This window comes from Neorhizobium sp. NCHU2750 (assembly GCF_003597675.1).
Lineage (GTDB): Bacteria > Pseudomonadota > Alphaproteobacteria > Rhizobiales > Rhizobiaceae > Neorhizobium.
Genome location: NZ_CP030827.1, coordinates 1,304,463 through 1,325,276, shown reverse-complemented (window position 1 = coordinate 1,325,276; position 20,814 = coordinate 1,304,463). Strand labels below are relative to the sequence as shown.

The 20,814-nt window shown below is 57.3% G+C and carries 20 protein-coding genes and 3 tRNA genes; 5 read left to right on the top strand and 18 right to left on the bottom strand.

What is annotated here, in order from left to right:
• Window positions 1-6: 6 nt before the first annotated feature.
• The 13 genes from nuoK to NCHU2750_RS06410 form a co-directional block, all read right to left on the bottom strand.
• Window positions 7-315: an NADH-quinone oxidoreductase subunit NuoK gene (nuoK, locus tag NCHU2750_RS06470; protein ID WP_119939700.1), complete on the bottom strand. Its 309-nt coding sequence runs from the start codon at window positions 313-315 to the stop codon at window positions 7-9.
• 25 nt (window positions 316-340) lie between these two features.
• Window positions 341-955: an NADH-quinone oxidoreductase subunit J gene (locus NCHU2750_RS06465; RefSeq protein WP_119943037.1), complete on the bottom strand. Its 615-nt coding sequence runs from the start codon at window positions 953-955 to the stop codon at window positions 341-343.
• A 127-nt stretch (window positions 956-1,082) separates the two neighbouring features.
• Entirely contained in the window at window positions 1,083-1,577 is a 495-nt protein-coding gene (nuoI, locus tag NCHU2750_RS06460) for an NADH-quinone oxidoreductase subunit NuoI (protein WP_119939699.1), read from the bottom strand.
• Window positions 1,578-1,614: 37 nt separating this feature from the next.
• Window positions 1,615-2,661, bottom strand: a complete 1,047-nt coding sequence (gene nuoH, locus NCHU2750_RS06455; RefSeq protein ID WP_119943035.1) for an NADH-quinone oxidoreductase subunit NuoH — start codon at window positions 2,659-2,661, stop codon at window positions 1,615-1,617.
• A 7-nt stretch (window positions 2,662-2,668) separates the two neighbouring features.
• On the bottom strand, window positions 2,669-4,753 hold the full coding sequence (nuoG, locus tag NCHU2750_RS06450; protein ID WP_119939698.1) for an NADH-quinone oxidoreductase subunit NuoG: 2,085 nt from the start codon (window positions 4,751-4,753) through the stop codon (window positions 2,669-2,671).
• An 86-nt stretch (window positions 4,754-4,839) separates the two neighbouring features.
• Window positions 4,840-6,144 carry an NADH-quinone oxidoreductase subunit NuoF gene (gene nuoF, locus NCHU2750_RS06445; protein WP_119939697.1) on the bottom strand — a complete coding sequence of 435 codons (1,305 nt, stop codon included), beginning with the start codon at window positions 6,142-6,144 and terminating at the stop codon, window positions 4,840-4,842.
• Between the two features lie 10 nt (window positions 6,145-6,154).
• Window positions 6,155-7,306 carry an NADH-quinone oxidoreductase subunit E gene (locus NCHU2750_RS06440; RefSeq protein ID WP_119939696.1) on the bottom strand — a complete coding sequence of 384 codons (1,152 nt, stop codon included), beginning with the start codon at window positions 7,304-7,306 and terminating at the stop codon, window positions 6,155-6,157.
• Window positions 7,307-7,404: 98 nt separating this feature from the next.
• Window positions 7,405-8,595, bottom strand: coding sequence for an NADH-quinone oxidoreductase subunit D (locus NCHU2750_RS06435; RefSeq protein WP_119939695.1), 1,191 nt, complete (start codon window positions 8,593-8,595; stop codon window positions 7,405-7,407).
• A 72-nt stretch (window positions 8,596-8,667) separates the two neighbouring features.
• Window positions 8,668-9,279, bottom strand: a complete 612-nt coding sequence (locus tag NCHU2750_RS06430; RefSeq protein ID WP_119939694.1) for an NADH-quinone oxidoreductase subunit C — start codon at window positions 9,277-9,279, stop codon at window positions 8,668-8,670.
• A 14-nt stretch (window positions 9,280-9,293) separates the two neighbouring features.
• Window positions 9,294-9,857 carry a NuoB/complex I 20 kDa subunit family protein gene (locus tag NCHU2750_RS06425; RefSeq protein ID WP_119939693.1) on the bottom strand — a complete coding sequence of 188 codons (564 nt, stop codon included), beginning with the start codon at window positions 9,855-9,857 and terminating at the stop codon, window positions 9,294-9,296.
• Entirely contained in the window at window positions 9,848-10,213 is a 366-nt protein-coding gene (locus NCHU2750_RS06420; RefSeq protein ID WP_119939692.1) for an NADH-quinone oxidoreductase subunit A, read from the bottom strand. Before NCHU2750_RS06420 ends, NCHU2750_RS06425 begins: the two co-directional genes overlap by 10 nt.
• Before the next feature lie 667 nt (window positions 10,214-10,880).
• Window positions 10,881-10,957: transfer RNA gene (locus tag NCHU2750_RS06415), tRNA-Asp, on the bottom strand.
• Between the two features lie 59 nt (window positions 10,958-11,016).
• A tRNA-Asp gene (locus NCHU2750_RS06410) sits at window positions 11,017-11,093 on the bottom strand.
• Between the two features lie 273 nt (window positions 11,094-11,366).
• On the opposite strand from NCHU2750_RS06410, the gene NCHU2750_RS06405 reads away from it, so the two are divergent.
• Both NCHU2750_RS06405 and NCHU2750_RS31285 read left to right on the top strand, forming a co-directional pair.
• Window positions 11,367-11,442 (top strand) — tRNA-Val (locus NCHU2750_RS06405).
• Window positions 11,443-12,718: 1,276 nt separating this feature from the next.
• Window positions 12,719-13,036 carry a DUF3761 domain-containing protein gene (locus NCHU2750_RS31285; protein WP_502703828.1) on the top strand — a complete coding sequence of 106 codons (318 nt, stop codon included), beginning with the start codon at window positions 12,719-12,721 and terminating at the stop codon, window positions 13,034-13,036.
• Between the two features lie 39 nt (window positions 13,037-13,075).
• Here the strand turns inward: NCHU2750_RS31285 and NCHU2750_RS06395 are convergent.
• Window positions 13,076-14,214, bottom strand: a protein-coding gene (locus NCHU2750_RS06395) for an IS3 family transposase (protein ID WP_162939522.1) whose coding sequence is annotated in 2 segments (ribosomal slippage) — window positions 13,076-13,947 and window positions 13,947-14,214 — 1,140 coding nt in all. Because the reading frame shifts where the segments join, the coding sequence is not laid out codon by codon here.
• 421 nt (window positions 14,215-14,635) lie between these two features.
• Between NCHU2750_RS06395 and NCHU2750_RS06385 the strand changes: the two genes are divergently transcribed.
• From NCHU2750_RS06385 to NCHU2750_RS06375, 3 genes are all read left to right on the top strand, one after another.
• On the top strand, window positions 14,636-14,971 hold the full coding sequence (locus tag NCHU2750_RS06385) for a hypothetical protein (protein ID WP_162939521.1): 336 nt from the start codon (window positions 14,636-14,638) through the stop codon (window positions 14,969-14,971).
• A 1,529-nt stretch (window positions 14,972-16,500) separates the two neighbouring features.
• Window positions 16,501-16,701, top strand: coding sequence for a KTSC domain-containing protein (locus tag NCHU2750_RS31280; RefSeq protein ID WP_119939689.1), 201 nt, complete (start codon window positions 16,501-16,503; stop codon window positions 16,699-16,701).
• Window positions 16,698-16,940, top strand: coding sequence for a hypothetical protein (locus tag NCHU2750_RS06375; RefSeq protein ID WP_119939688.1), 243 nt, complete (start codon window positions 16,698-16,700; stop codon window positions 16,938-16,940). Before NCHU2750_RS31280 ends, NCHU2750_RS06375 begins: the two co-directional genes overlap by 4 nt.
• A 241-nt stretch (window positions 16,941-17,181) precedes the next feature.
• On the opposite strand, the gene NCHU2750_RS06370 is transcribed toward NCHU2750_RS06375, so the two are convergent.
• The 4 genes from NCHU2750_RS06370 to NCHU2750_RS06355 all read right to left on the bottom strand — a co-directional run bounded on the left by NCHU2750_RS06370 (window position 17,182) and on the right by NCHU2750_RS06355 (window position 20,813).
• Complete coding sequence (locus tag NCHU2750_RS06370) at window positions 17,182-17,559, bottom strand: VanZ family protein (RefSeq protein WP_162939520.1); 378 nt, start codon at window positions 17,557-17,559, stop codon at window positions 17,182-17,184.
• A gap of 477 nt (window positions 17,560-18,036) precedes the next feature.
• Complete coding sequence (locus NCHU2750_RS06365) at window positions 18,037-18,345, bottom strand: DUF982 domain-containing protein (RefSeq protein ID WP_162939519.1); 309 nt, start codon at window positions 18,343-18,345, stop codon at window positions 18,037-18,039.
• 852 nt (window positions 18,346-19,197) lie between these two features.
• Window positions 19,198-19,821 (bottom strand): DAK2 domain-containing protein, encoded by a 624-nt coding sequence (locus NCHU2750_RS06360; RefSeq protein WP_162939518.1) that lies wholly within the window; start codon window positions 19,819-19,821, stop codon window positions 19,198-19,200.
• On the bottom strand, window positions 19,821-20,813 hold the full coding sequence (locus NCHU2750_RS06355) for a dihydroxyacetone kinase subunit DhaK (protein WP_119939684.1): 993 nt from the start codon (window positions 20,811-20,813) through the stop codon (window positions 19,821-19,823). Before NCHU2750_RS06355 ends, NCHU2750_RS06360 begins: the two co-directional genes overlap by 1 nt.
• Window position 20,814 lies beyond the last annotated feature (1 nt).

Sequence of the window (20,814 nt, the reverse complement as noted above, 5' to 3'; positions counted from 1 at the left end):
ACCCGATCAGCCCTTCATCACATTGACGTCGTCGACGGCGATCGAGCCGCGGTTGCGGTAGAAGACGACAAGAATTGCAAGACCGATGGCCGCTTCGGCGGCCGCGACGGTCAGAATGAACAAAGCAAAGACCTGGCCCGCGATGTCGTTCAGGAAGGACGAGAAGGCCACCATGTTGAGATTGACCGCGAGCAGGATGAGCTCGACCGACATCAAGATGATGATGACGTTCTTGCGATTTAAGAAGATGCCGAAGACGCCGAGGGTGAAGAGGATGGCGCTGACCGTGAGGTAGTGGGAAAGACCGATTTGCATATTTGTGTTCCTTGTTCCCGCTTCCTCAAAGGCCCTGGCCCGACTTGACCTTGACCACCTCGACGGCGGTCTTCGGATTGCGGGCGACCTGGCGCGAAATATCCTGGCGCTTGATGTTCTGGCGGTGGCGGAGCGTCAGCACGATCGCCCCGATCATCGCCACCAGGAGCACCATGCCGGCGACCTGGAAGAAATAGACGTAGTGGGTATAGAGCACGTCGCCGAGGGCTGCCGTGTTGGAGCGCACCGCCGGGTTCGGGATCGGCATGGTGATCGACGATGCCGCCTCCGGCGACAGCACGCTGGAGCCGACGACGAGGATCAGTTCGGCCGCGACGATGAGGCCGACGATGATGCCGATCGGCGCATATTGCAGCATGCCGGAGCGGAACTCGGCAAAATCGATATCGAGCATCATGACGACGAAGAGGAAGAGGACCGCGACGGCGCCGATATAGACAACCAGCAGGATCATCGCCAGGAACTCGGCTCCCGTCAAAAGGAACAGGCCCGCCGAATTGAAGAAGACGACGATCAGGAAAAGAACCGAGTGAACCGGGTTCTTGGACGAAATGACCATGAACGCCGACGCCACCGCGACGAACGCGAAGAGATAAAAGAATATTGCCTGCAGACCCATCGTCGTGCCTTCTCGTCCCTCGTCGAGATCGGGCATCTCTCTGCCCTACCCCGCCCGACCGATGCCGTTGCGACACCGGGTTTAACCTCACTGAAGCCGGCGAGCGCGCCGCCGGCGAAGACGCGTCTTAGCGATAAGGCGCATCCATCGCGATATTGCGGGCGATTTCCCGCTCCCAGCGATCGCCGTTGGCGAGCAGCTTGGCCTTGTCGAAGTACAGTTCCTCGCGGGTTTCCGTCGAGAATTCGAAATTCGGCCCCTCGACGATCGCGTCAACCGGGCAGGCTTCCTGGCAGAAGCCGCAATAAATGCACTTCACCATGTCGATATCGTAACGCACCGTACGGCGGGTGCCGTCATTGCGGCGGGGACCTGCCTCGATGGTGATCGCCTGAGCTGGACAGATCGCCTCGCAGAGCTTGCAGGCGATGCAGCGTTCCTCGCCGTTGGGGTAACGGCGCAGCGCATGCTCGCCACGGAAGCGCGGCGAGACCGGGCCCTTTTCGAACGGATAGTTGATCGTCGCCTTCTGCCGGAAGAACAGATATTTGCAGGCCAGGAAGAAGGCGCTGACAAATTCCTTGAGGAAGAGCGAGTTGACGGCGCGGGACACACTAGCCATCGTTATTCTCCAGTAAAGCCGGTTGTGACGATGGTGATCATCCTGCCCATCCCGTCAGCTTCAGTACGAATGCCACAATGATCAGAATGACGAGCGACAGCGGCAGGAAGACCTTCCAGCCGAGACGCATCAACTGGTCATAGCGGTAGCGAGGCACGATCGCCTTCGCCATAGCGAAGAGGAAGAAGCAGAAGCAGAGCTTGATGACGAACCAGATGATGCCGGGCACCCAGTTGATCAGCCAGAAATCCACCGGCGGCAGCCAGCCACCGAGGAAGAGGATGGTCATCAGCGAGCAGACCAGCATGATCGCCGCATATTCCGACAGCATCAGCATCATGTACGGGGCGGAACCGTATTCGACCATGTAACCGGCGACGAGTTCGGATTCGGCTTCCGGAAGATCGAAGGGCGGACGGTTGGTTTCGGCAAGGCCCGAGATGAAGAAGATCACGAACATCGGGAAGAGCGACAACCAGTGCCAGTCGAGGAAGGAGTTCGGCAGGCCGAACATGGTGCCGAGACCGGTCTTCTGCGAATAGACGATATCCGTCAGGTTTAGCGATCCGACACAGAGAAGCACGGTGACAATGACGATGCCGATCGAGACTTCGTAGGACACCATCTGCGCTGCCGAGCGGAGCGCTCCGAGGAACGGGTATTTCGAGTTCGATGCCCAACCGGCCATGATCACGCCATAGACCTCGAGCGAGGAAATGGCGAAGATATAGAGAACCCCGACATTGATATTGGCGACGACCCAGCCATCGTTGAGCGGGATGACCGCCCAGGTGGCGAGCGCCAAAGTCACCGAGACGAGCGGGGCCAGCAGGAAGACCACCTTGTCGGCGCCGGCTGGAATGACCGGTTCCTTGAAGACGAACTTCATCAAGTCGGCAAAGGACTGGAACAGGCCGAAGGGACCGACCACGTTCGGGCCGCGCCGAAGCTGCACGTTTGCCCAGACCTTGCGGTCGGCAAGCAGGATGAAGGCGATGAAAACCAGCAGGCAGACCAGAAGCAGCAGCGATTCACCAATCATGATGATCGCCGGCCAAACGTAGGTCCAGAAGAACGCATCCATATTCATATCACTCCGCCGCAGCCTTGAAGTTGTTGCGGGCCAATGCCGAGCAATCGGCCATGACGGCAGAGGCGCGGGCGATCGGGTTGGTCAGGTAGAAATCCTTGATCGTCGAAGCGAAACCGCCCCTCGTCATCTCGCCGCCCCTGGTGCCAAGCGCCGCGACATCGTTGACCGATCCTGCCGCGATCTCGTCGACCTCGGCGAAATGCGGGAAATCCTGGTAGAGCCTGGCGCGCAGCGCCGGCAGGCTGTCGAAGGGCAGCTTCTTGCCGAGCACATCGGAAAGTGCCCGCAGGATCGCCCATTCCTCGCGGGCCTCGCCCGGTGCGAAACCGGCGCGGTTGCCCATCTGGACGCGGCCTTCGGTATTGACCCAGGTGCCGGATTTTTCGGTATAGGCGGCACCCGGCAGGATGATATCGGCGTTCATCGCGCCATTGTCGCCGTGGCTGCCGATATAGATGGTGGTCTTGGCGTATTTGGCCGCGAAGTTCATCTCGTCGGCGCCGAGCAGGAAGAGAACATCCATCGAGCGCAGCATGGTTGCCGCATCGGCGCCCTGCGGACCGGGGACGAAGCCGAGATCGAGGCCGCCGACACGCGATGCTGCCGTATGCAGCACGGCAAAACCGTTCCACTCTTCGGTCAGCGCGCCGACCGAACCGGCGAGCTGGGCTGCAGCCTGAAGCACGGCCAGGCCATCCGGACGGGTGAGAGCCCCCTGCCCTACAATGATCATCGGGTTCTTGGCATTGCGCAGCTTTTCGGCAAAGCCGAGAACGCCGGATGCGAGATCGACGAGCGTTTCGGGACCGGCGCCGAGATATTCATAGGCGTAGCGCAGTTCGGTCGCCTCACCGATCACGCCGATCGGGAAGTTGCCGCGGCGGAAGCGCTTGCGGATGCGGGCGTTGAGAACGGCTGCCTCGATGCGCGGATTGGCACCGATGATGAGAAGAGCGCCCGCCTGTTCGATACCCTCGATCGTCGGGTTGAAGAGGTAGCTTGCGCGACCGAGCGACGGATCAAGCGCCGTCCCGTCCTGGCGACAGTCGTGGTTCTGCGAACCGAGCGAGGTCAGGAGCTGTTTCAGCGCATACATTTCCTCGACGGATGCCAGATCCCCGGCAATCGCACCGATCTTGTCGCCGGACGCGGCCGAGACGGCAGCCTTGACGGCGGCAAATGCCTCGCCCCAGCTTGCCGGCTGCAGGCGGCCATCCTTGCGGACGTAAGGACGGTCGAGACGCTGGGTCTTCAGGCCATCCCAGATGAAGCGGGTCTTGTCGGAGATCCACTCCTCGTTCACCTGGTCGTTGACGCGCGGCATGATGCGCATGACTTCGCGGCCGCGGGTATCGACACGGATCGCGGAGCCAACGGCATCCATGACGTCGATCGATTCCGTCTTGCCGAGTTCCCAGGGACGGGCGGTGAAGGCGAAAGGCTTGGAGGTGAGTGCGCCGACCGGGCAGAGGTCAACGACATTGCCCTGCAGCTCGGAGGTCATGGCCTGTTCGAGATAGGTGGTGATCTCGGCATCCTCGCCGCGGCCGATCAGGCCAAGCTCGGAAATGCCGCCGACTTCAGTGGTGAAGCGGACGCAGCGCGTGCAGTGGATGCAGCGGTTCATCACCGTCTTGACCAGCGGGCCGATATACTTGTCCTCGACGGCGCGCTTGTTTTCCGAATAGCGCGAACTGTCGATGCCGAAGGCCATGGCCTGGTCCTGCAGGTCGCATTCGCCGCCCTGGTCGCAGATCGGGCAATCCAGCGGATGGTTGATCAGCAGGAATTCCATCACGCCTTCGCGGGCCTTCTTGACCATCGGCGTGGTGGTGAAGACTTCCGGCAATTCGCCGTTCGGGCCCCCGCGGATGTCGCGCACGCCCATGGCGCAGGAGGCGGTCGGCTTCGGCGGCCCACCCTTCACCTCGATCAGACACATGCGGCAATTGCCGGCGACCGAGAGGCGCTCATGGAAACAAAAACGCGGAATTTCGGCACCCGCTTCCTCGCATGCCTGAAGCAGCGTGAAATGGTCCGGGACCTCGATTTCCTTGCCGTCAACCTTCAGCTTTGTTGCCATCGTTTCACTTGCGTCCTGTGTTCAGACCGGGTTCTCACCCGGAAAAGTTCATTTCAACCGCCGAATTCCGCTGGGTAGCGGGATGCTTATTCGGCAGCCTCCATGACGGCGCCCTCAGACGTCGCATTATGTGTGTAGCGGTCGATCCGCTCCTCGATCTCGGGGCGGAAGTTACGGATCAGCGCCTGGACCGGCCAGGAAGCGGCGTCACCGAGCGCACAGATCGTGTGCCCCTCGATCTGCTTCGTCACCTGGAAGAGCATGTCGATCTCGCGCTTCTGGGCATTGCCGCGGACCATGCGCTCCATGACGCGCATCATCCAGCCGGTGCCTTCGCGGCAGGGCGTGCACTGGCCGCAGCTTTCGTGCTTGAAGAAGGCCGAGATGCGCCAGATCGCCTTGATGACGTCGGTCGACTTGTCCATGACGATCATGCCGCCGGTGCCGAAGGAGGATTTCACCTCGCGCATGCCGTCGAAATCCATGATGGCGTCCTTCATGTCGTCACCCTTGACGATCGGGCAGGACGCGCCGCCGGGAATGACGGCCAAGAGATTGTCCCAGCCGCCGCGAATGCCGCCGCCATGCTTCTCGATGATTTCACGGAAGGTCAGGCCGAGCTGCTCCTCGAAGGTGCAGGGCGTGTTGACGTGACCGGAGATCATGAACAGCTTGGTGCCGACATTGTTGGCGCGGCCGATGGAGGAGAACCAGGCAGCACCGCGACGCAAGATGGTCGGGGCGACTGCGATCGATTCGACATTGTTGACCGTCGTCGGGCAGCCATAGAGGCCCATGTTCGCCGGGAATGGCGGCTTCATGCGCGGCTGGCCCTTCTTGCCTTCGAGGCTTTCGAGCAGTGCCGTTTCCTCGCCGCAGATATAGGCGCCGGCGCCGTGATGGACGACGATGTCGAAATCCCAGCCGTGCTTGTTGTTTGTGCCGAGAAGGCCGGCGTCATAGCATTCGTCGATCGCCGCCTGCAGCGCCTCGCGTTCGCGCATGTATTCGCCGCGCACATAGATGAAGGCCTTGTGGGCGCCCATGGCGAAACTGGCGATCAGGCAGCCTTCGATCAGGGTGTGCGGGTCGTTGCGGAGGATTTCGCGGTCCTTGCAGGTGCCGGGCTCGGATTCGTCGGCATTGACGACGAGATAATGCGGACGGCCATCCGATTCCTTCGGCATGAAGGACCATTTGAGACCGGTCGGGAAGCCTGCGCCGCCACGCCCGCGAAGACCGGAGGCCTTCATCTCGTTGATGATCCAGTCCCTGCCCTTTTCGAGGATGATCTTGGTGCCATCCCAGTGACCACGGCTCATCGCGCCCTTCAAGGACTTGTCCTTGAGGCCGTAGATGTTGGTGAAGATGCGATCCTGATCTTTTAGCATATCTCAGTCCTCACCGCGGCTTCTTGCCGAAGACTTTAAAGTATTCGGCTTCGCCACCCTTGGCGAGCGCCTTGGCCTGCTTGATCCAGTCGTCGCGCTCGATGCGGCCCTTGAAGTTCAGGTAGCCGTCCACCCATTCGCGCTCGGCCTTCTTCCACGACGAAACCTGCGCGAAGGTGAAGATGCCGAGTTCGTGGAGAATGCTCTCGATCTTGGGGCCGACCCCGGAGATCAGCTTCAGGTCGTCCACGGCTTCCGGCTTGTCGATCGCCTTCGGACGGTTCTTGTCTTCCAGCGACGGCTTTTCGGCCTTCGCTTCGGGCGCGGCCTTTACCGGGTCCGGCTTGACTGCCTCGGGCTTGACCGGCTCGGGCTTGGGAGCTTCGGTCTTGGCATTTTCCGCCGCAGCCTTCGGCGCGGTTGCCGGCGTCTTCAGCTTCGGGTCGGTCTCGGGTGCGGTATCCTTGGGCTTGGCGGCCTCTGCCGGCGGGACCGGGGCTGCATCGGTTTGCGCTTCCGGCTGCGGTTCGAGATTGGTGCGCACCGGCGTGATCTTGTCGTTCAGCGTGACCGGGCCGCCTTCCGGCGACGACAGGTGACGCTCGATCTGCGGGCCGACCTTGACTTCGGCTCCCTTGCCCGCTTCGAACGCATCGATGATTTCTTCGAGCCGTGCCGGGGTCAGGTCCTCGTAGGCATCCTTGAAGATGATCACCATCGGTGCGTTGACGCAGGCGCCCTGACACTCGACCTCTTCCCAGGAGAGCGTGCCCTCGGCATTGCGCTCCAGCGGGTCGTGATGGATCTTGCGCTGACAGACCTTGATCAGCTCTTCGGCGCCACGCAGCATGCAGGGCGTGGTGCCGCAGACCTGGATATGGGCGCGGGTGCCGACCGGCTTCAGCTGGAACTGGGTGTAGAAGGTCGCCACTTCCATGACGCGGATATAGGCCATGCCGAGCTTGGCGGCGACATGCTCGATCGTGGCGCGGGTGACCCAGCCATCCTGTTCCTGCGCCCGCATGAGAAGTGGGATCACAGCCGATTGCTGCCGGCCTTCCGGATATTTCCTGATCGTTGCCTCCGCCCAGGCCGCATTCTCTTCGCTGAAAGCGAAGCTTGCGGGCTGAAACTCTTCTTCGGCTAGTCGACGAACGGACATTCTTTCACACGCCTTATCAGTTTATTGGAACACGCCGTTCATTCGCTGCGCGAACGAACCGGCGGGCATGGACAGAGCGGAATTGGCGGAGCGGAGCATCAACGGTCCACCTCACCGAACACGATATCGAGCGAGCCGAGCACGGCGGTGATATCCGCCAGCTGATGGCCCTTGCAGATGAAATCCATCGCCTGGAGATGGGCAAAGCCCGGCGCGCGCAGCTTGCAGCGATAGGGCTTGTTGGAACCATCAGCGACGATATAAACGCCGAATTCGCCCTTCGGCGCCTCGACGGCGGCATAGGCTTCACCGGCGGGCACGTGATAGCCCTCGGTATAAAGCTTGAAGTGATGGATCAGCGCTTCCATCGAGCGCTTCATCTCGGCGCGCTTCGGCGGCACGACCTTGCCGTCGGTGGACGAGACCGGGCCGGTCTTTGCGTCACCGAGCAGCCGCTCGACGCATTGCTTCATGATGCGCACCGACTGGCGCATCTCGATCATGCGGATCAGGTAGCGGTCATAACAGTCGCCGTTCTTGCCGATCGCGACGTCGAAATCCATGTCGGCGTAACATTCGTAGGGCTGCGCCTTGCGCAGGTCCCATGCAGCGCCCGAGCCACGCACGAGAACACCCGAGAAGCCCCAGGACCAGGCGTCTTCGAGCTTGATGACGCCGATATCGACATTGCGCTGCTTGAAGATGCGGTTTTCCGTCAGCAGGCCCTCGATGTCGTCGAGCACCTTGAGGAAGGGATCGCACCAGGCGCCGATATCCTCGACGAGTTCCGGCGGCAGGTCCTGATGGACGCCACCGGGGCGGAAATAGGCGGCGTGCAGGCGGGCGCCCGAGGCACGCTCATAGAAGATCATCAGCTTTTCGCGCTCTTCGAAGCCCCAGACCGGCGGCGTCATGGCACCGACGTCCATGGCCTGGGTGGTGACGTTCATCAAATGCGACAGGATGCGGCCGATTTCGGAATAAAGAACGCGGATCAACTGGCCGCGGATCGGGATCTGCAGCTTCAGCAGCTTTTCCACCGCCAGCGAATAGGCGTGTTCCTGGTTCATCGGCGAGACGTAATCGAGCCGGTCGAGATAGGGCAGCGCCTGGAGATAGGTCTTGGTCTCCATCAGCTTTTCGGTGCCGCGGTGAAGCAGGCCGACATGCGGATCGACGCGTTCCACGATTTCGCCGTCCAGTTCCAGCACCAGACGCAGAACACCGTGCGCCGACGGATGCTCGGGGCCGAAATTGATCGTAAAATTGCGGACGTTATGTTCAGTCATACCGCTTGCTCCATGCCGGACAGCCAATGCTGCGGCGGGAAATGTGATGGTCCGTCGCGAGCGCGCCGGTATTTACGCCTTGGTCTCGGCCTTCTCGTCTCCGGGCAGCACGTATTCCGGGCCTTCCCAGGGGGACAGAAAGTCGAAGTTACGAAATTCCTGACGCAGCGCCACCGGTTCGTAGACGACGCGCTTGACGCTGTCGTCGTAGCGAACCTCGACGAAGCCCGTGGTCGGGAAGTCCTTGCGCAGCGGATGACCTTCGAAACCGTAGTCCGTCAGCAGACGACGCAGGTCGAGATGGCCGGAGAACGGGATGCCGAACAGGTCCCAGGTCTCACGCTCGTACCATTCCGCACCCTGATAGACGGCGGTTGCCGACGGCACGGCCTCATCCTCGGCGACAGCCAGCTTGACGCGGATGCGCAGGTTCTGGCGCGGAGACAGGAGATGGTAGACGACATCGAAACGCTTCTCGCGCGCCGGCCAGTCGACACCACAGATATCAGTGATGGCGATGAAGCCGCATTTTTGATCGTCGCGCAGGAAGGTCAGGAGTTCGATGATGTGAGACGGCTCGGTCTGAACGGTCAGTTCGCCAACGGCAATCTGCGCGCCCGACACCAGGCCGGGCCGGGCTTCGGCCAGATAGGCGGAGAGTTCGGTCAAGGCTTCGATCGACATGACTTGCCCTCCCCTTACCGCTCGATCGTGCCGGTACGGCGGATCTTCTTCTGCAGCAGAAGCACGCCGTAAAGCAGTGCTTCTGCCGTGGGAGGACAGCCCGGCACATAGATATCGACCGGCACGACGCGGTCACAGCCGCGCACGACCGAATAGGAATAGTGGTAATAGCCGCCGCCATTGGCACAGGAGCCCATGGAGATGACGTAGCGCGGCTCAGGCATCTGGTCGTAGACCTTGCGCAGCGCCGGCGCCATCTTGTTGGTGAGCGTGCCGGCAACGATCAGCACGTCCGACTGGCGCGGAGAGGCACGCGGGGCGACACCGAAGCGCTCAAGATCATAGCGAGGGCCGGAGACCTGCATCAGGCCTTCGACGGCGCAACAGGCCAGACCGAACTGCATCCACATCAGCGAGCCGGTGCGCGCCCAGGTGATCAGATCCTGGGTCGAGGTAACGAGAAAGCCCTTGTCGGCGAGCTCATTGTTGATTTCGCCGAAGAAGGCATCATCGCGAGCCGCCGGGACATTGCCGGACTGCGGCGCCATACGCGCGCCACTGTTTTCGACTACTCCCATTCCAGAGCTCCCTTCTTCCATTCGTAGATAAAGCCGACCGTCAGGACAGCAAGGAACACCATCATCGAACAGAAGCCGAACCAGCCGATCGCACCGAAGGACACTGCCCAGGGAAACAGGAAGGCGACTTCGAGGTCGAAGATGATGAAGAGAATCGACACAAGATAGAATCGGATATCGAACTTCATGCGCGCGTCATCGAAAGCATTGAATCCGCATTCGAAGGCCGAAAGCTTTTCCGGATCGGGCGCCTTATAGGCGACAGCGAAAGGCGCGATCAGAAGCGCCAACCCGATAATCAGGGAGATTCCGATGAAAATCGCGATCGGGACGTAAGAAGCGAGGAGTTCACTCATGATATCCAATCCCTGCCTGCAAGAAGCGCCGAGCGACGCATTTTTGACCAATGCGCGGGCAAGCGAACGTGCATTGCAACAAGCCGTGACTATCGCAGCCGAGCCCCCCACGCAAGTGCTTTAACAAGCGACCTCACACGCATAGCGGTGCGAAAGACGACGAAATGTCGCAGAGGCCGCCGCAAAGCCGGGAACAGGCAAAAATCGATCACGACAGGACGGCGAAACAATCGCAAAAAGTTGTTAACAGGAGTAAAAACATCAAGGATTGCGGGCAAATTTGCGTTTTGCCAATTTTTTCCGGCCCATGCGCACCTGCGACGATAACGCGCGCATCGCCAGGCACACGAAAACACCATTCGCAGTTGTAAAGACAACAAAGCGACGCAGAGAAGCAGGACGCCGCCACACCGCTACTCCCGCATTACGGGAAAACGGAGACAGCTGGGCACGAAAGACAATCTAGGCCACAATAATGAAAGGGTAAGACCGATCACGCGATTGGGAACGCGCCATCAGCACCCCAACGATGGCCGCCGCGGATCACGTACATAGGCAATCCGGCATCTCGAAGGGACAGCAAAACACGCTGCACAGCAGCAAACGACGAAAGGGCCACAAGTGGCCCATCGGATCGTCGATAAACAGATCAATGAATGGAAAAGAATGGCGCGAGTGACGGGGCTCGAACCCGCGACCTCCGGCGTGACAGGCCGGCACTCTAACCGACTGAGCTACACCCGCGCATTTTTGCCTTTCGGCGATCCTCCGGAAATCCGGAGGAAGAGTTTCGAGGAGAAGAATGGCGCGAGTGACGGGGCTCGAACCCGCGACCTCCGGCGTGACAGGCCGGCACTCTAACCGACTGAGCTACACCCGCACTTTCTTCAAGCGATACCCCTTCGGTGAAGGGAAACCTCTTGGCCGGGCGACCTCGATCGCTCGGTTGGCGGCTGTCTATGAGGTTCGCGTTCGGGTGTCAAGCAGGTATCAAGACAAAAGAATGACGGTTTTCAGCTTTCCACCGTCACCACCTTATTTTGCGGGCTTTCCACGAAAATTTCAAAAAAACATCACGAAGGCTCTTGCGGTTTCCTCACGATCCGCATAGATCACGGCCACCGACGCGGCGGGCATGACCCGGTCTCGCGAAGGGCGATTAGCTCAGTTGGTAGAGCGCCTCGTTTACACCGAGGATGTCGGGAGTTCGAGTCTCTCATCGCCCACCATTTTTTCCCAAGCATGCCAGTTTAGAGAATTTAATGCGCGGATGTTCCGCGTTGTCGATTTGCATTGTTCCCGAGCACTCTGCCTGCCACGGCGATTGAGTCTATCGCGACGGACTCGTCACTCCCCTCGCCCGTTCAAACCCCACCGAAACGGCTGGATTTATGGGAGACAGGCCCCGCGGGTCCATTTCCTCTCCCGGAGCGCTCGATTTTCGATTTTTTTTGGCCAAATTTTCGCGCGCCACCGTCGATTTTCTTTTGGCCGTGAAAATTATCGGGAAAAACACAAACCGGCCGGCTTTACTCGCCGTGCGTGCAGCTGGCAGAGAATTTTCGAAGTGACAGCGCCACGCGGCGGCATAAAATCACAAACTTGTTTTTAGACGGCGGATAAAAGGCATGCTCTAGAAATTGCCAGGGATTTCAGACCTCCAGTCGAAAGTCCCGCCTTGGCCCCTCGGAACCACCCGAGGGGCTTTTGAATCCCAGTCAAGTTGCATCCATCCCGGCTGAGGGGGCGCCCATCGTCTCCTTGAAATTGCACCCGCCGTCCCAAGCAAGGTGCAATTGGAGCGGGCGGACCATTTTTTCAGGCACTCCGCCCGCTTCGCATCCTATCAATGCGATGAGCGACTGCGACGCAGCAGAAACAATTCCTTACAATTCTTCGTTTGCTGCCATTCCATATCCTGCATAGTTGTCGCCTTGCTGGAGAGGACGCCAGCGAGGTGGGAAGGCTTACCCCAGTACCCCCAGGCCTTCCCACCTCCATTACGCAAGCCTTGTGCACAGCACGTGTGACGCTGAGATAACGCACAGCACCATAAGCAGTTGGCCAAGACGGGGAAAATCCTGCGCCACCATATTCCCGACCATCCCGCCATGGGTATTTTTTGAGGTCTGCGTTTTGGAAAGCCTGCTTAGACAAAGGAAATTGCGCAAGATGCTTGTACTCAAACTGCAAAAGGATGCAGTGCGGGACAGCCGCCAGGCACTTGCAGAACATCTGAAAAATCAGCCGCCAGGCATGGAGGCCCGCCGAGATGAGCCGGTCAGGAAGATAAAGTCGGCCAATTGACCAATAAGGCAGCGTCGTGCGGCCACCTGTCTTGGCTGACCGAAGCCACGTCACCCATTTGCCAGCCGCAGACAGGACTGTTTGCCGATGCTGATTCGATCTCTCGCCCCGGTCCGGATCTCGGCTGAACGAGAATGACTGACTGGACTCCCGCATAAATTGATTCAATGATCTTCCCCTGATCTGGGGGATCAATGAGTGTATTTTTTTCGTAACCCTTTCGTTGTCGGGCTACTCGCCTTCTTCGTCTCGTTATTTTTGCTAGGTTGGCTCTTTGGGCCACCAACCTGTCGAGACGGATGGCATTCTCTTTCGATAGGGTATCGCGGCGCATGCTCTCACCACGGGGGAGTTCGCGGCAGCTGGGCCGGCATCCTTGCTACATTCATTGGTTTGGCGGCAGGTTTTGCGAGATTCATTTTGAACGAAGAGCCTCCGACTGCTCACGCATCTTCTCCGCCCAAGAAGAGCCCAGCGCCGCAGGCCACTAGTACAGAGGTGGCTCGGTTTGTCTGAACAGTTTCGGGCGTTTCGCTAAGTGGATTTCCGCCTCGATTATGCTGCCACCATCATCGGTGGCAGCGCGTTGAAGTAGGCCTGATCCGGGGTCTTCCGGTCAAGCGATGAATGTGGACGTCGGCTATTGTAAAAGGTCAGATATCGGCCGACGCTCCCACGGGCTTCGGACACGGTCCTGTAAGCATGGAGGTAGACTTCCTCGTATTTGATCGACCGCCAGAGCCGTTCAACGAAGACGTTGTCGCGCCACGCGCCTTTGCCATCCATCGAGATAGCAATCTCCGCTTTCTTCAGCACCGCTATGAAGTCAGTCGAGGTGAACTGTGAGCCCTGGTCCGTGTTGAAGATATCGGGCTTGCCATAACGGGCAAGTGCCTCTTCGACGGCTTCGATGCAAAAGGCTGCTTCCATCGTGATCGACAGCCGCCATGACAGGACCTTCCGGCTGAACCAGTCCACGACGGTGCAGAGATAGACGAAGCCGCGAGCCATGGGGATGTAGGTCAGGTCCATTGTCCAGACCTGGTTGGGCCGGGTGACCTCGAGATTTCGCAGAAGGTAGGGATAGATTTTGTGACCCGGCGCTGGTTTGGATGTGTTCGGGCGGCGATAGATCGCCTCAATGCCCATCTTTTTCATCAGCGTGGCGACGTGCAACCGCCCGACCTTGATCCCTTCGCCGTTCAAAAGCCCCTGCAACATCCGACTTCCAGCGAACGGGTATTCGAGATGCAGTTCATCGATCCGGCGCATTACGGCAAGATCGGCGTCAGGCACTGCACGAGGCAGATAATAGACACTGCCACGGCTGAAGCCGAGAAGCTTCGCCTGGCGCACCACGGATAACTTATGCTCGCGGTCGATCATTTCTTTCCGCCCAGCAATCCCGCCTTGCCGAGCGCTCCGGCTAAAAAATCGTTCTCCAGCGTCAACTCTCCGATTTTGGCATGCAGCGTTTTGACGTCCACAGTTGGACCAGCCGGTTCCGTCTTCGTTTCATCGCCGAAAACGCCCGTCGCCCCTTCAAGCAGTTGATCTTTCCACTGTTTGATCTGATTGGCATGCACGTCGAATTGCTGCGACAATTCCACAAGCGTCTGCTCGCCTCGGATGGCGGCAAGCGCAACTTTCGCCTTGAAAGCCGGGCTATGGTTCCGGCGCGGTCGTCTTGTCATGGTATCGCCTGTTAACGGCATCTATGCCGAACTCAGGCAGAAATTCCACTTATCCCCGCTGTCCAGATTTCCCCAGCCACCTCTTACTTCGAAAGTGACCAAGCCGATAAAGCTACAAACTTCGTCGAGCTCGTCCGTCCATCCCTCTCCACCACTGGAAGAGGCAAGTCGGCCTACGGAACAAGGGCAGGCTAGAGGAATATCTGAAACGCTATTTTGACAGTGCCAAACACTCAAGGAGGCCACGATCAAAGGGGCGTAGACGACGACCAAAGCTTCCTTAATCACATACTCATCGGGTTAGATTTGCCATTGATGTTGGGGGGGCGTTTACGAATATTTCCAGCCACCACCCGTTTGGGTGAAGACCATCCATGATGCAGCATCCTTCTATATCGTGTTCCAATGTCTAGGAGGGCATATGCTTCAGCGAATTATTATGATTTCACTTGCGATCGCGTTCTCGTCAGCCGCTTCATTTGCCGCCGAGTTTGGGGAACTCGCGGGTACTTATACCGGCAAGACAGCAAGAGGTGGCGAAATCGTCATCGTCGTTCCGCCGAGCGGTACGCCGACCTACCGTTTTCGCGGCTCTCCCGTGATGGTCAGCAATGCGAAGCTGTCCGGCAAGACCATCACTATGAATGTCGGTGCGGAGGGATTAGGCCGCGTGAGCCTTGTCACGGACGGAAAAGGGGCCGCCTACAGTTATCGGGCAGGACAGGACACGACGACTGCATCATTGACCAAGAAATGATGGACCACGAATACGATCTCAGGCGCAACACTGCGCCTGAGAATTCAGAGCTTATGGTCGCCGCGAGGACTTCCAGCGAGGTATCCCATTCTCCACGTATATTGGGCCCCGAATGAGAGGACATTACCGGAATGGCGATACGCCCTTTGGGATTGAACGGATAGAATCCCACGACCGCCATTCATCCCAGTGCCGGTTAGGGGGTAATTCCCCGGCAAAACTTGGTCGTGGAAGACGCAGGCTGTGAGGATATCGTACCCGAGCACCGCAGTGCGACTGCCTGTCGCCTACGGCATAGATGGCTAACGAGAACGAAAAGTCATAGAGGCCCACTCCGGATCGGCTTGTCCCTTGCCTGAGCCGACGCAGATCGTCCGCTGGCCCAAGATGCGCATGCGATAGGGCCATTAAGAGAGTTCGCTCATGTCCTCTCGTTCCAGGACATCCCCTTCCCGCGCAAGGCACATAGTGATACAGCGGGATACGGAGCGATCAACGGTACGATCGTCCCGAGCCTCTTTTGGCTTGTTGGGCCGATTGCGTTGCTAATTGCGCTCGCGCTTCCTTTCTCTCAGAACCATAACGACAACTGCGCCGAAATAGCCAACTTGCATAAGAGCGAGCGAAGCCGCGGACATCAAAACGCTGCTTAAGATACTATGTCCATATAGAAACGAAATTGCTCCAACAGCGATCGATATCGCCAACATCCGAAGAAGAGCGCAAGGAATACGGAATAAACCGCAGTAATGTTTCATAAGGCTCACGCAACGTTGATGAAATGCCAACGTATCATCGCGAATAAATTACTACAATACCACATCAACCACTAGGACGTATATCTTTCGGCCATCAGCGTCGCCATTTCAGCTCGACCGAGACCTTAACACATAGAAGATGGCGTCCTCATACAATGTATTCTTCCAGGCCAAGCAATCGACGCTCGCAACTAAGTCAATGATGGCAGCAAACGCGTGATGTGTGCCTCAACCGCATGCCCTGCAATGATCGCGTTTGGAACAAATTCGGTGATGCAGTGCCAGCGGCACATCCGACCCGACGTTCGAGAAAATTCATCAAAGTTGACAACCGACCGGATTTACAGGTTTCAAACGTAATATGTATGGCAATTTATGCATGTTTACTCTGTTCACAGCTTCAACAGCAGGCAATACAGCCGCTCGTAGCAGTCGGCCAATAGAGCTTACCAACGTCAGACCGGATAGCAGCCGGCCGCATTCAGATATTCATGTTCGGCCGGAAAAACGATCAATCGATGAGCCAGCCATCCGACCGGCGCGACAGTTCACTCTAGGCCTGAACACCGCAGGTATTAGCCACCCTGAACGCCTCCAAACAGGCCAAGAGGCCTGATATTCTGCTGTCTGGCGGGTCACTGTAGTGACCCCATAGGTATTCCAAAGGGCGATTGTTAATATTTTTTCCAACCGAGACAAACTTATAAATTGAATTAGATTGGACTAACATGCATTGTCAACTTCGTCAGTTCTGGATGGTGGGATATCTAAATGCTGGTCAGGCTCAAATCTCAACTAATCGAGACCGTGGAATATAACGAGCAGCGTCGCATGCTGCGTATTTCCTTAATTGACGGAAGCAAAAGGATGTTTTCTGAGGTCCCGAAATCCACGGTTGATGGTCTGATCCTAGCACGCTCTCCTGGCACTTACTACATCAACCATATCAGGACTCAATACCCAAGACATTGAAACTGCTCGCCTTTGCGGTAAAATTGCGCCGACTGAGCAACGTCGCGTTCTTTTGTCGGCTGGCTCTGGTTATCTTCTTTCTCGACACGATCATCCTGAGTGCGTTCACGAGTGGTTCTTATACGTTTTCGCTAATCAGGGATATCAACGCCGATGCCACGCTGGTCAGTTTGACTGCAGGCATCTTTGCAGTTCCCGCGTGCGCATCCTTTGCATCTGTCGGAGGCGGAGTGGAGTGAATTTCGACACGAGGAAGTCGACTGGTGAAGAATGCCTGACAGCCCTAACTACGCCCCCATTTCGATCGCAACCATTATTGGCAGATCTTAAATCAAGCGCCTGATTATATGGGAGCCCATTTATGGGGCCCGATATCGGCACCGGCCTATCATAAGAACAAAAGCTGCCCCCTCGATTTCGCCTTCGGATTCGCCTCCGAGCACAACAAATAGTGGGTCGACCGCTACCTTTAGATAGTGGCTACGGCTTTGCGCCACGCAACGATATCTGCTTGGAAATTGCCAGCACCACATAGGCAAAAAGACATCCCAAGGCTGCCCCGATTGACTTCACATAGACATCAAGAAGGTGTGGGTGACGCGTGGCTGAGAGAAACTGACTGGCTTCGATCACAGAAGGCAGAGCAATTGAAGCAAAGAGAGTTGTGGCGACGCGTTTGGGATAAGCAAGCATGGCAAACATTGATAGGCCAGCGAATGCCAGTCCACGATCCAGATTAACGGTTATCATCACCGGTGGGCGCAAGGCGATTGGAGAGGCTGTTGAAAAGATGATAACAAGCAGAATGAGCCAGAACGTCAGTATGTAGACCCTACTTAAGTACCGGCGTTCAATCACCACCACCATCCTACAGGACATTAGTCTTTCTGTTTAAGGCATAAAATAGCGCGTGCAGGCTTCACATCCGAAACGCGGTCAGCGACAGAATCCACAATTCAAACAACAACAAACGAAACACACGCATACAATATTCAAAAAAAATATACAAACCAATACATTTATAATGTCAATATTTTACATATTATAAAATTACAACTTAACATACAAAATCTCCATACGACATATATTTTATGATATTTATTATTTTTGTACATTATTTAGACATACTGAGAGAAGAAGGCGTTCATCCTTGTTAGCATGACGGCCGGGGTCGTGATGGGCCGCGTTATCCAACGGGAGCCTTGAAACAGCTCAGCGACCAAGCAGTACTCCCTTTATGCCATCATCAATCGACAATGGTCAGTTTACTTTGTCGCAATCAGGGGGCATTCGGCCTTATCGACCGGGAACAAGTGCTCGTAGACGCTGACCGTGTCACTGCAAAATCTTAGCTTCGGCGACGGCGGCGACAAAGGCCAATCGCGCGCTTTCCGTCGGCACCCGTCTTCGTAGAACCTGCGAGCAAAGCCTGATGGCCTCCTCCGCTTGCACAGTTCGGATCGAGGGCCAGCAATGATGTAAGAAGGCCAGCGCTTCAGCGGGATTTTCGATAATCTCCTGACGGAGCGTGCCGCGTCTCAAAATAACAGGGGCCTCCCAATTGGCCCAGGTTGGATCCACAACCGAGAGATCCACAGTCCAGCGCTTACGATCCCCCATACCCGGCTCCGCTTCGACGGCCAAGAAACGCTTCACCTGTCGCAGACCAAGGTTGCGCAAGGCTTACACATGTCTCAACCCTTCTCATTGAGCGCTGCTGGCCATTCGCCCTCAAAAGAGAGGGTCTTCAACTCATGCTTTATATCAAAAAAGCCACAGGAAAGCGCCAATGATAGCTGCCCACAGCACCATAGAAACCGCTAGAATCAATAGATAATTTCGAAATCGCCTTGTCATGACGGCAGACTGCGCCAAGCGCGATCAATGGTTAAGACGCAACCAACAAATAGGGTAAAGGATTTAACAATCGGCGGTGCAGCTTTCTGTCATGAAATGAGAAACGGCTATAAACTGGCACAAGGACGCTGTGGATAAGGGGCCGCATAGATAGGAGGACGGTGTGATCATTTTGGATTGGCAACGCCCTCCTGACCCGAGCTCGGCTCGACAGACGTACCGACGCAGTTGCCGGTCTCGTCATCCAATTTTTACTGTCGAGCCTGACCGCTGAGCGTTCTAGCGACGAAACGAAACGGCCCGGCTCTTTGCAGGGGCGATCTCGCCAAAGGACACAATTTGATGATCACAGCACTTCATCGATATGGGATCGGAGATGAAGGTTTGGCAGCACATCCCGCTCTTGAGCTGCACGGTACAGATCTCTCGCGCCCCAAAAGCCCGCTCCCCACAAAAGCAGGCTGATTTCCAGCACAATGATGAAAGTCTGAATTTTCATAATAGGTGATGAGCCTGCAAATATTGTCGATTTTGGGTCTAGGAAGACCCAGCCGCGGCGGGTTTTGATCAAAGGTCACGGCATAACAAGCCTCTCTGCAGTCACGAGGCGAGATCTCAGCAGGCGACGCCTGCATCAGCTTATGTCAGTGTCCGCGCACATAGTTCCGCGGCGGCAAACATACCTGGGTCGGCAAGCCATTTGCTGTCTTGAGACCACATTCGGGCACGCCCGATCCTGCATGGCTTTCCGGAAAAGTCGTCTAGGGCCTGTCTCGTCGCCAAGACAATGGCTTTCTTGATCGCCTCTTTATCGGCCTCAGCTTTGGTTGCTGTTGCGATAGCATCCAGCGTATCAGCAATCGTCTTATCGCCCAACCGTGCTCCACCGAGCTCCAGCAGGGCATGCGTCGCCACTGCGGCCAATCCGGAAATGGCGGACAAAGGGAGACGCGTTTCACGAGGCTGCAATATCTGTGACATCGCCATTAGCGCTCCACATAGAAGGGTACCAAGGCTGGATCCCGTCGTCTCACCGGCAGCAATCGCGTAGGCGTAAAAAAGGTTCGCTACCGATCCGTTATCGTCATGTGGACCATCGAGAGCACGAAAAAAGCGGACCAGCATAGTGCCGGTATCCCCATCGCCGAGCGCTCTGTCTGCGGCATTAACCTCATCCTCGATCTCTATCGACGAGATTGCGAGTTGATGAATGAAAGCTTGAATATCTGCAGTGGCAATGATTGTCTCGCTGTGAATGGTCATCACGCGACTTTCCAAAATGGGCATGAAGCTTTTGCAGCGAGCCATGGTTCGACCTCGTTATCGAGAAAGCACAGGCTGATCGAAAGGCCGGCCATTTCCAACGCCGTGACATAGGAGCCGACAAGGGGCATAACAACCTCGAAGCCTTCCATCTCGAGGATTTCAGCGGCCCGTCTGAAGGCGATATATTGCTCTTCGAGTGGGGTCGCCCCCAAACCATTGATCAAGAGTGCGACACGTCCGGTTGATGCGGCCGGTACATCTTGCAACAGGGCCGAGAGCATCTCGTCGATCACGGCGTCGACGCCGGCAAGTTGCGTTTGCCGAATGCCGCGTTCGCCATGGATACCAATGCCCATTTCGATATAACCATCGGGTAATTCGAACACCGGGGCGGTCGAGCTTGGCAGACGGCAGCCCTTAAGGCCGACACCGATTGTGCGGGTTCTTGACACAGTGAGCCGCGCCATGTCGGCAACGTCACCAAGTGGTGCTCCAGCCTCGGCCATTGCCCCGGCCGTTTTGTAGGCGAATATGATGCCTGCAACCCCGCGGCGCTTTTGCCTTTCAGAAGTGTCGGCACTGGCAATATCGTCGTTGACCAGGACAGTCTCTATCAGGTCAGATCGAACCGCTTTACGCGCCATCTCAAAGTTCATGCGGTCGCCACCGTAGTTTCCAAACAGAATCAGCACGCCTGCGCCCGCATCGGCCATTTTCACCGCATCAATGCACGCACCAAGCGCTGGCCCTTCAAAAACATTTCCGACGGCGCAGGTGTCGACGAAGCCAGGGCCAATATATCCGAGAAACAGCGGCAGATGGCCGGCGCCTCCTCCGGTCGCAAGTCCAACCCGGCCCGGCCGCATCCCGGCACGACGGACAAGCGTCCTGCCTTGTCGGCCAGCTCGCACCACCTCAGGATGGGCGCGCACATAACCTGCAAGCATATCATCGACATAGGTATCAGCCGAATTGATGAATTTATACATT

What these genes read in the sequence shown, in the direction of transcription:
- NCHU2750_RS31280 (WP_119939689.1), top strand. Translation starts at nt 16,501, where the DNA reads ATGCTGGTCAGGCTCAAATCTCAACTAATCGAGACCGTGGAATATAAC.
- nuoK (WP_119939700.1), bottom strand. Translation starts at nt 315, where the DNA reads ATGCAAATCGGTCTTTCCCACTACCTCACGGTCAGCGCCATCCTCTTC.
- NCHU2750_RS06465 (WP_119943037.1), bottom strand. Translation starts at nt 955, where the DNA reads ATGGGTCTGCAGGCAATATTCTTTTATCTCTTCGCGTTCGTCGCGGTG.
- nuoI (WP_119939699.1), bottom strand. Translation starts at nt 1,577, where the DNA reads ATGGCTAGTGTGTCCCGCGCCGTCAACTCGCTCTTCCTCAAGGAATTT.
- NCHU2750_RS06430 (WP_119939694.1), bottom strand. Translation starts at nt 9,279, where the DNA reads ATGTCGATCGAAGCCTTGACCGAACTCTCCGCCTATCTGGCCGAAGCC.
- NCHU2750_RS06360 (WP_162939518.1), bottom strand. Translation starts at nt 19,821, where the DNA reads ATGACCATTCACAGCGAGACAATCATTGCCACTGCAGATATTCAAGCT.
- NCHU2750_RS06440 (WP_119939696.1), bottom strand. Translation starts at nt 7,306, where the DNA reads ATGTCCGTTCGTCGACTAGCCGAAGAAGAGTTTCAGCCCGCAAGCTTC.
- nuoG (WP_119939698.1), bottom strand. Translation starts at nt 4,753, where the DNA reads ATGGCAACAAAGCTGAAGGTTGACGGCAAGGAAATCGAGGTCCCGGAC.
- NCHU2750_RS06355 (WP_119939684.1), bottom strand. Translation starts at nt 20,813, where the DNA reads ATGTATAAATTCATCAATTCGGCTGATACCTATGTCGATGATATGCTT.
- NCHU2750_RS06425 (WP_119939693.1), bottom strand. Translation starts at nt 9,857, where the DNA reads ATGGGAGTAGTCGAAAACAGTGGCGCGCGTATGGCGCCGCAGTCCGGC.
- NCHU2750_RS06385 (WP_162939521.1), top strand. Translation starts at nt 14,636, where the DNA reads ATGCTTCAGCGAATTATTATGATTTCACTTGCGATCGCGTTCTCGTCA.
- nuoH (WP_119943035.1), bottom strand. Translation starts at nt 2,661, where the DNA reads ATGGATGCGTTCTTCTGGACCTACGTTTGGCCGGCGATCATCATGATT.
- NCHU2750_RS06420 (WP_119939692.1), bottom strand. Translation starts at nt 10,213, where the DNA reads ATGAGTGAACTCCTCGCTTCTTACGTCCCGATCGCGATTTTCATCGGA.
- nuoF (WP_119939697.1), bottom strand. Translation starts at nt 6,144, where the DNA reads ATGCTAAAAGATCAGGATCGCATCTTCACCAACATCTACGGCCTCAAG.
- NCHU2750_RS06435 (WP_119939695.1), bottom strand. Translation starts at nt 8,595, where the DNA reads ATGACTGAACATAACGTCCGCAATTTTACGATCAATTTCGGCCCCGAG.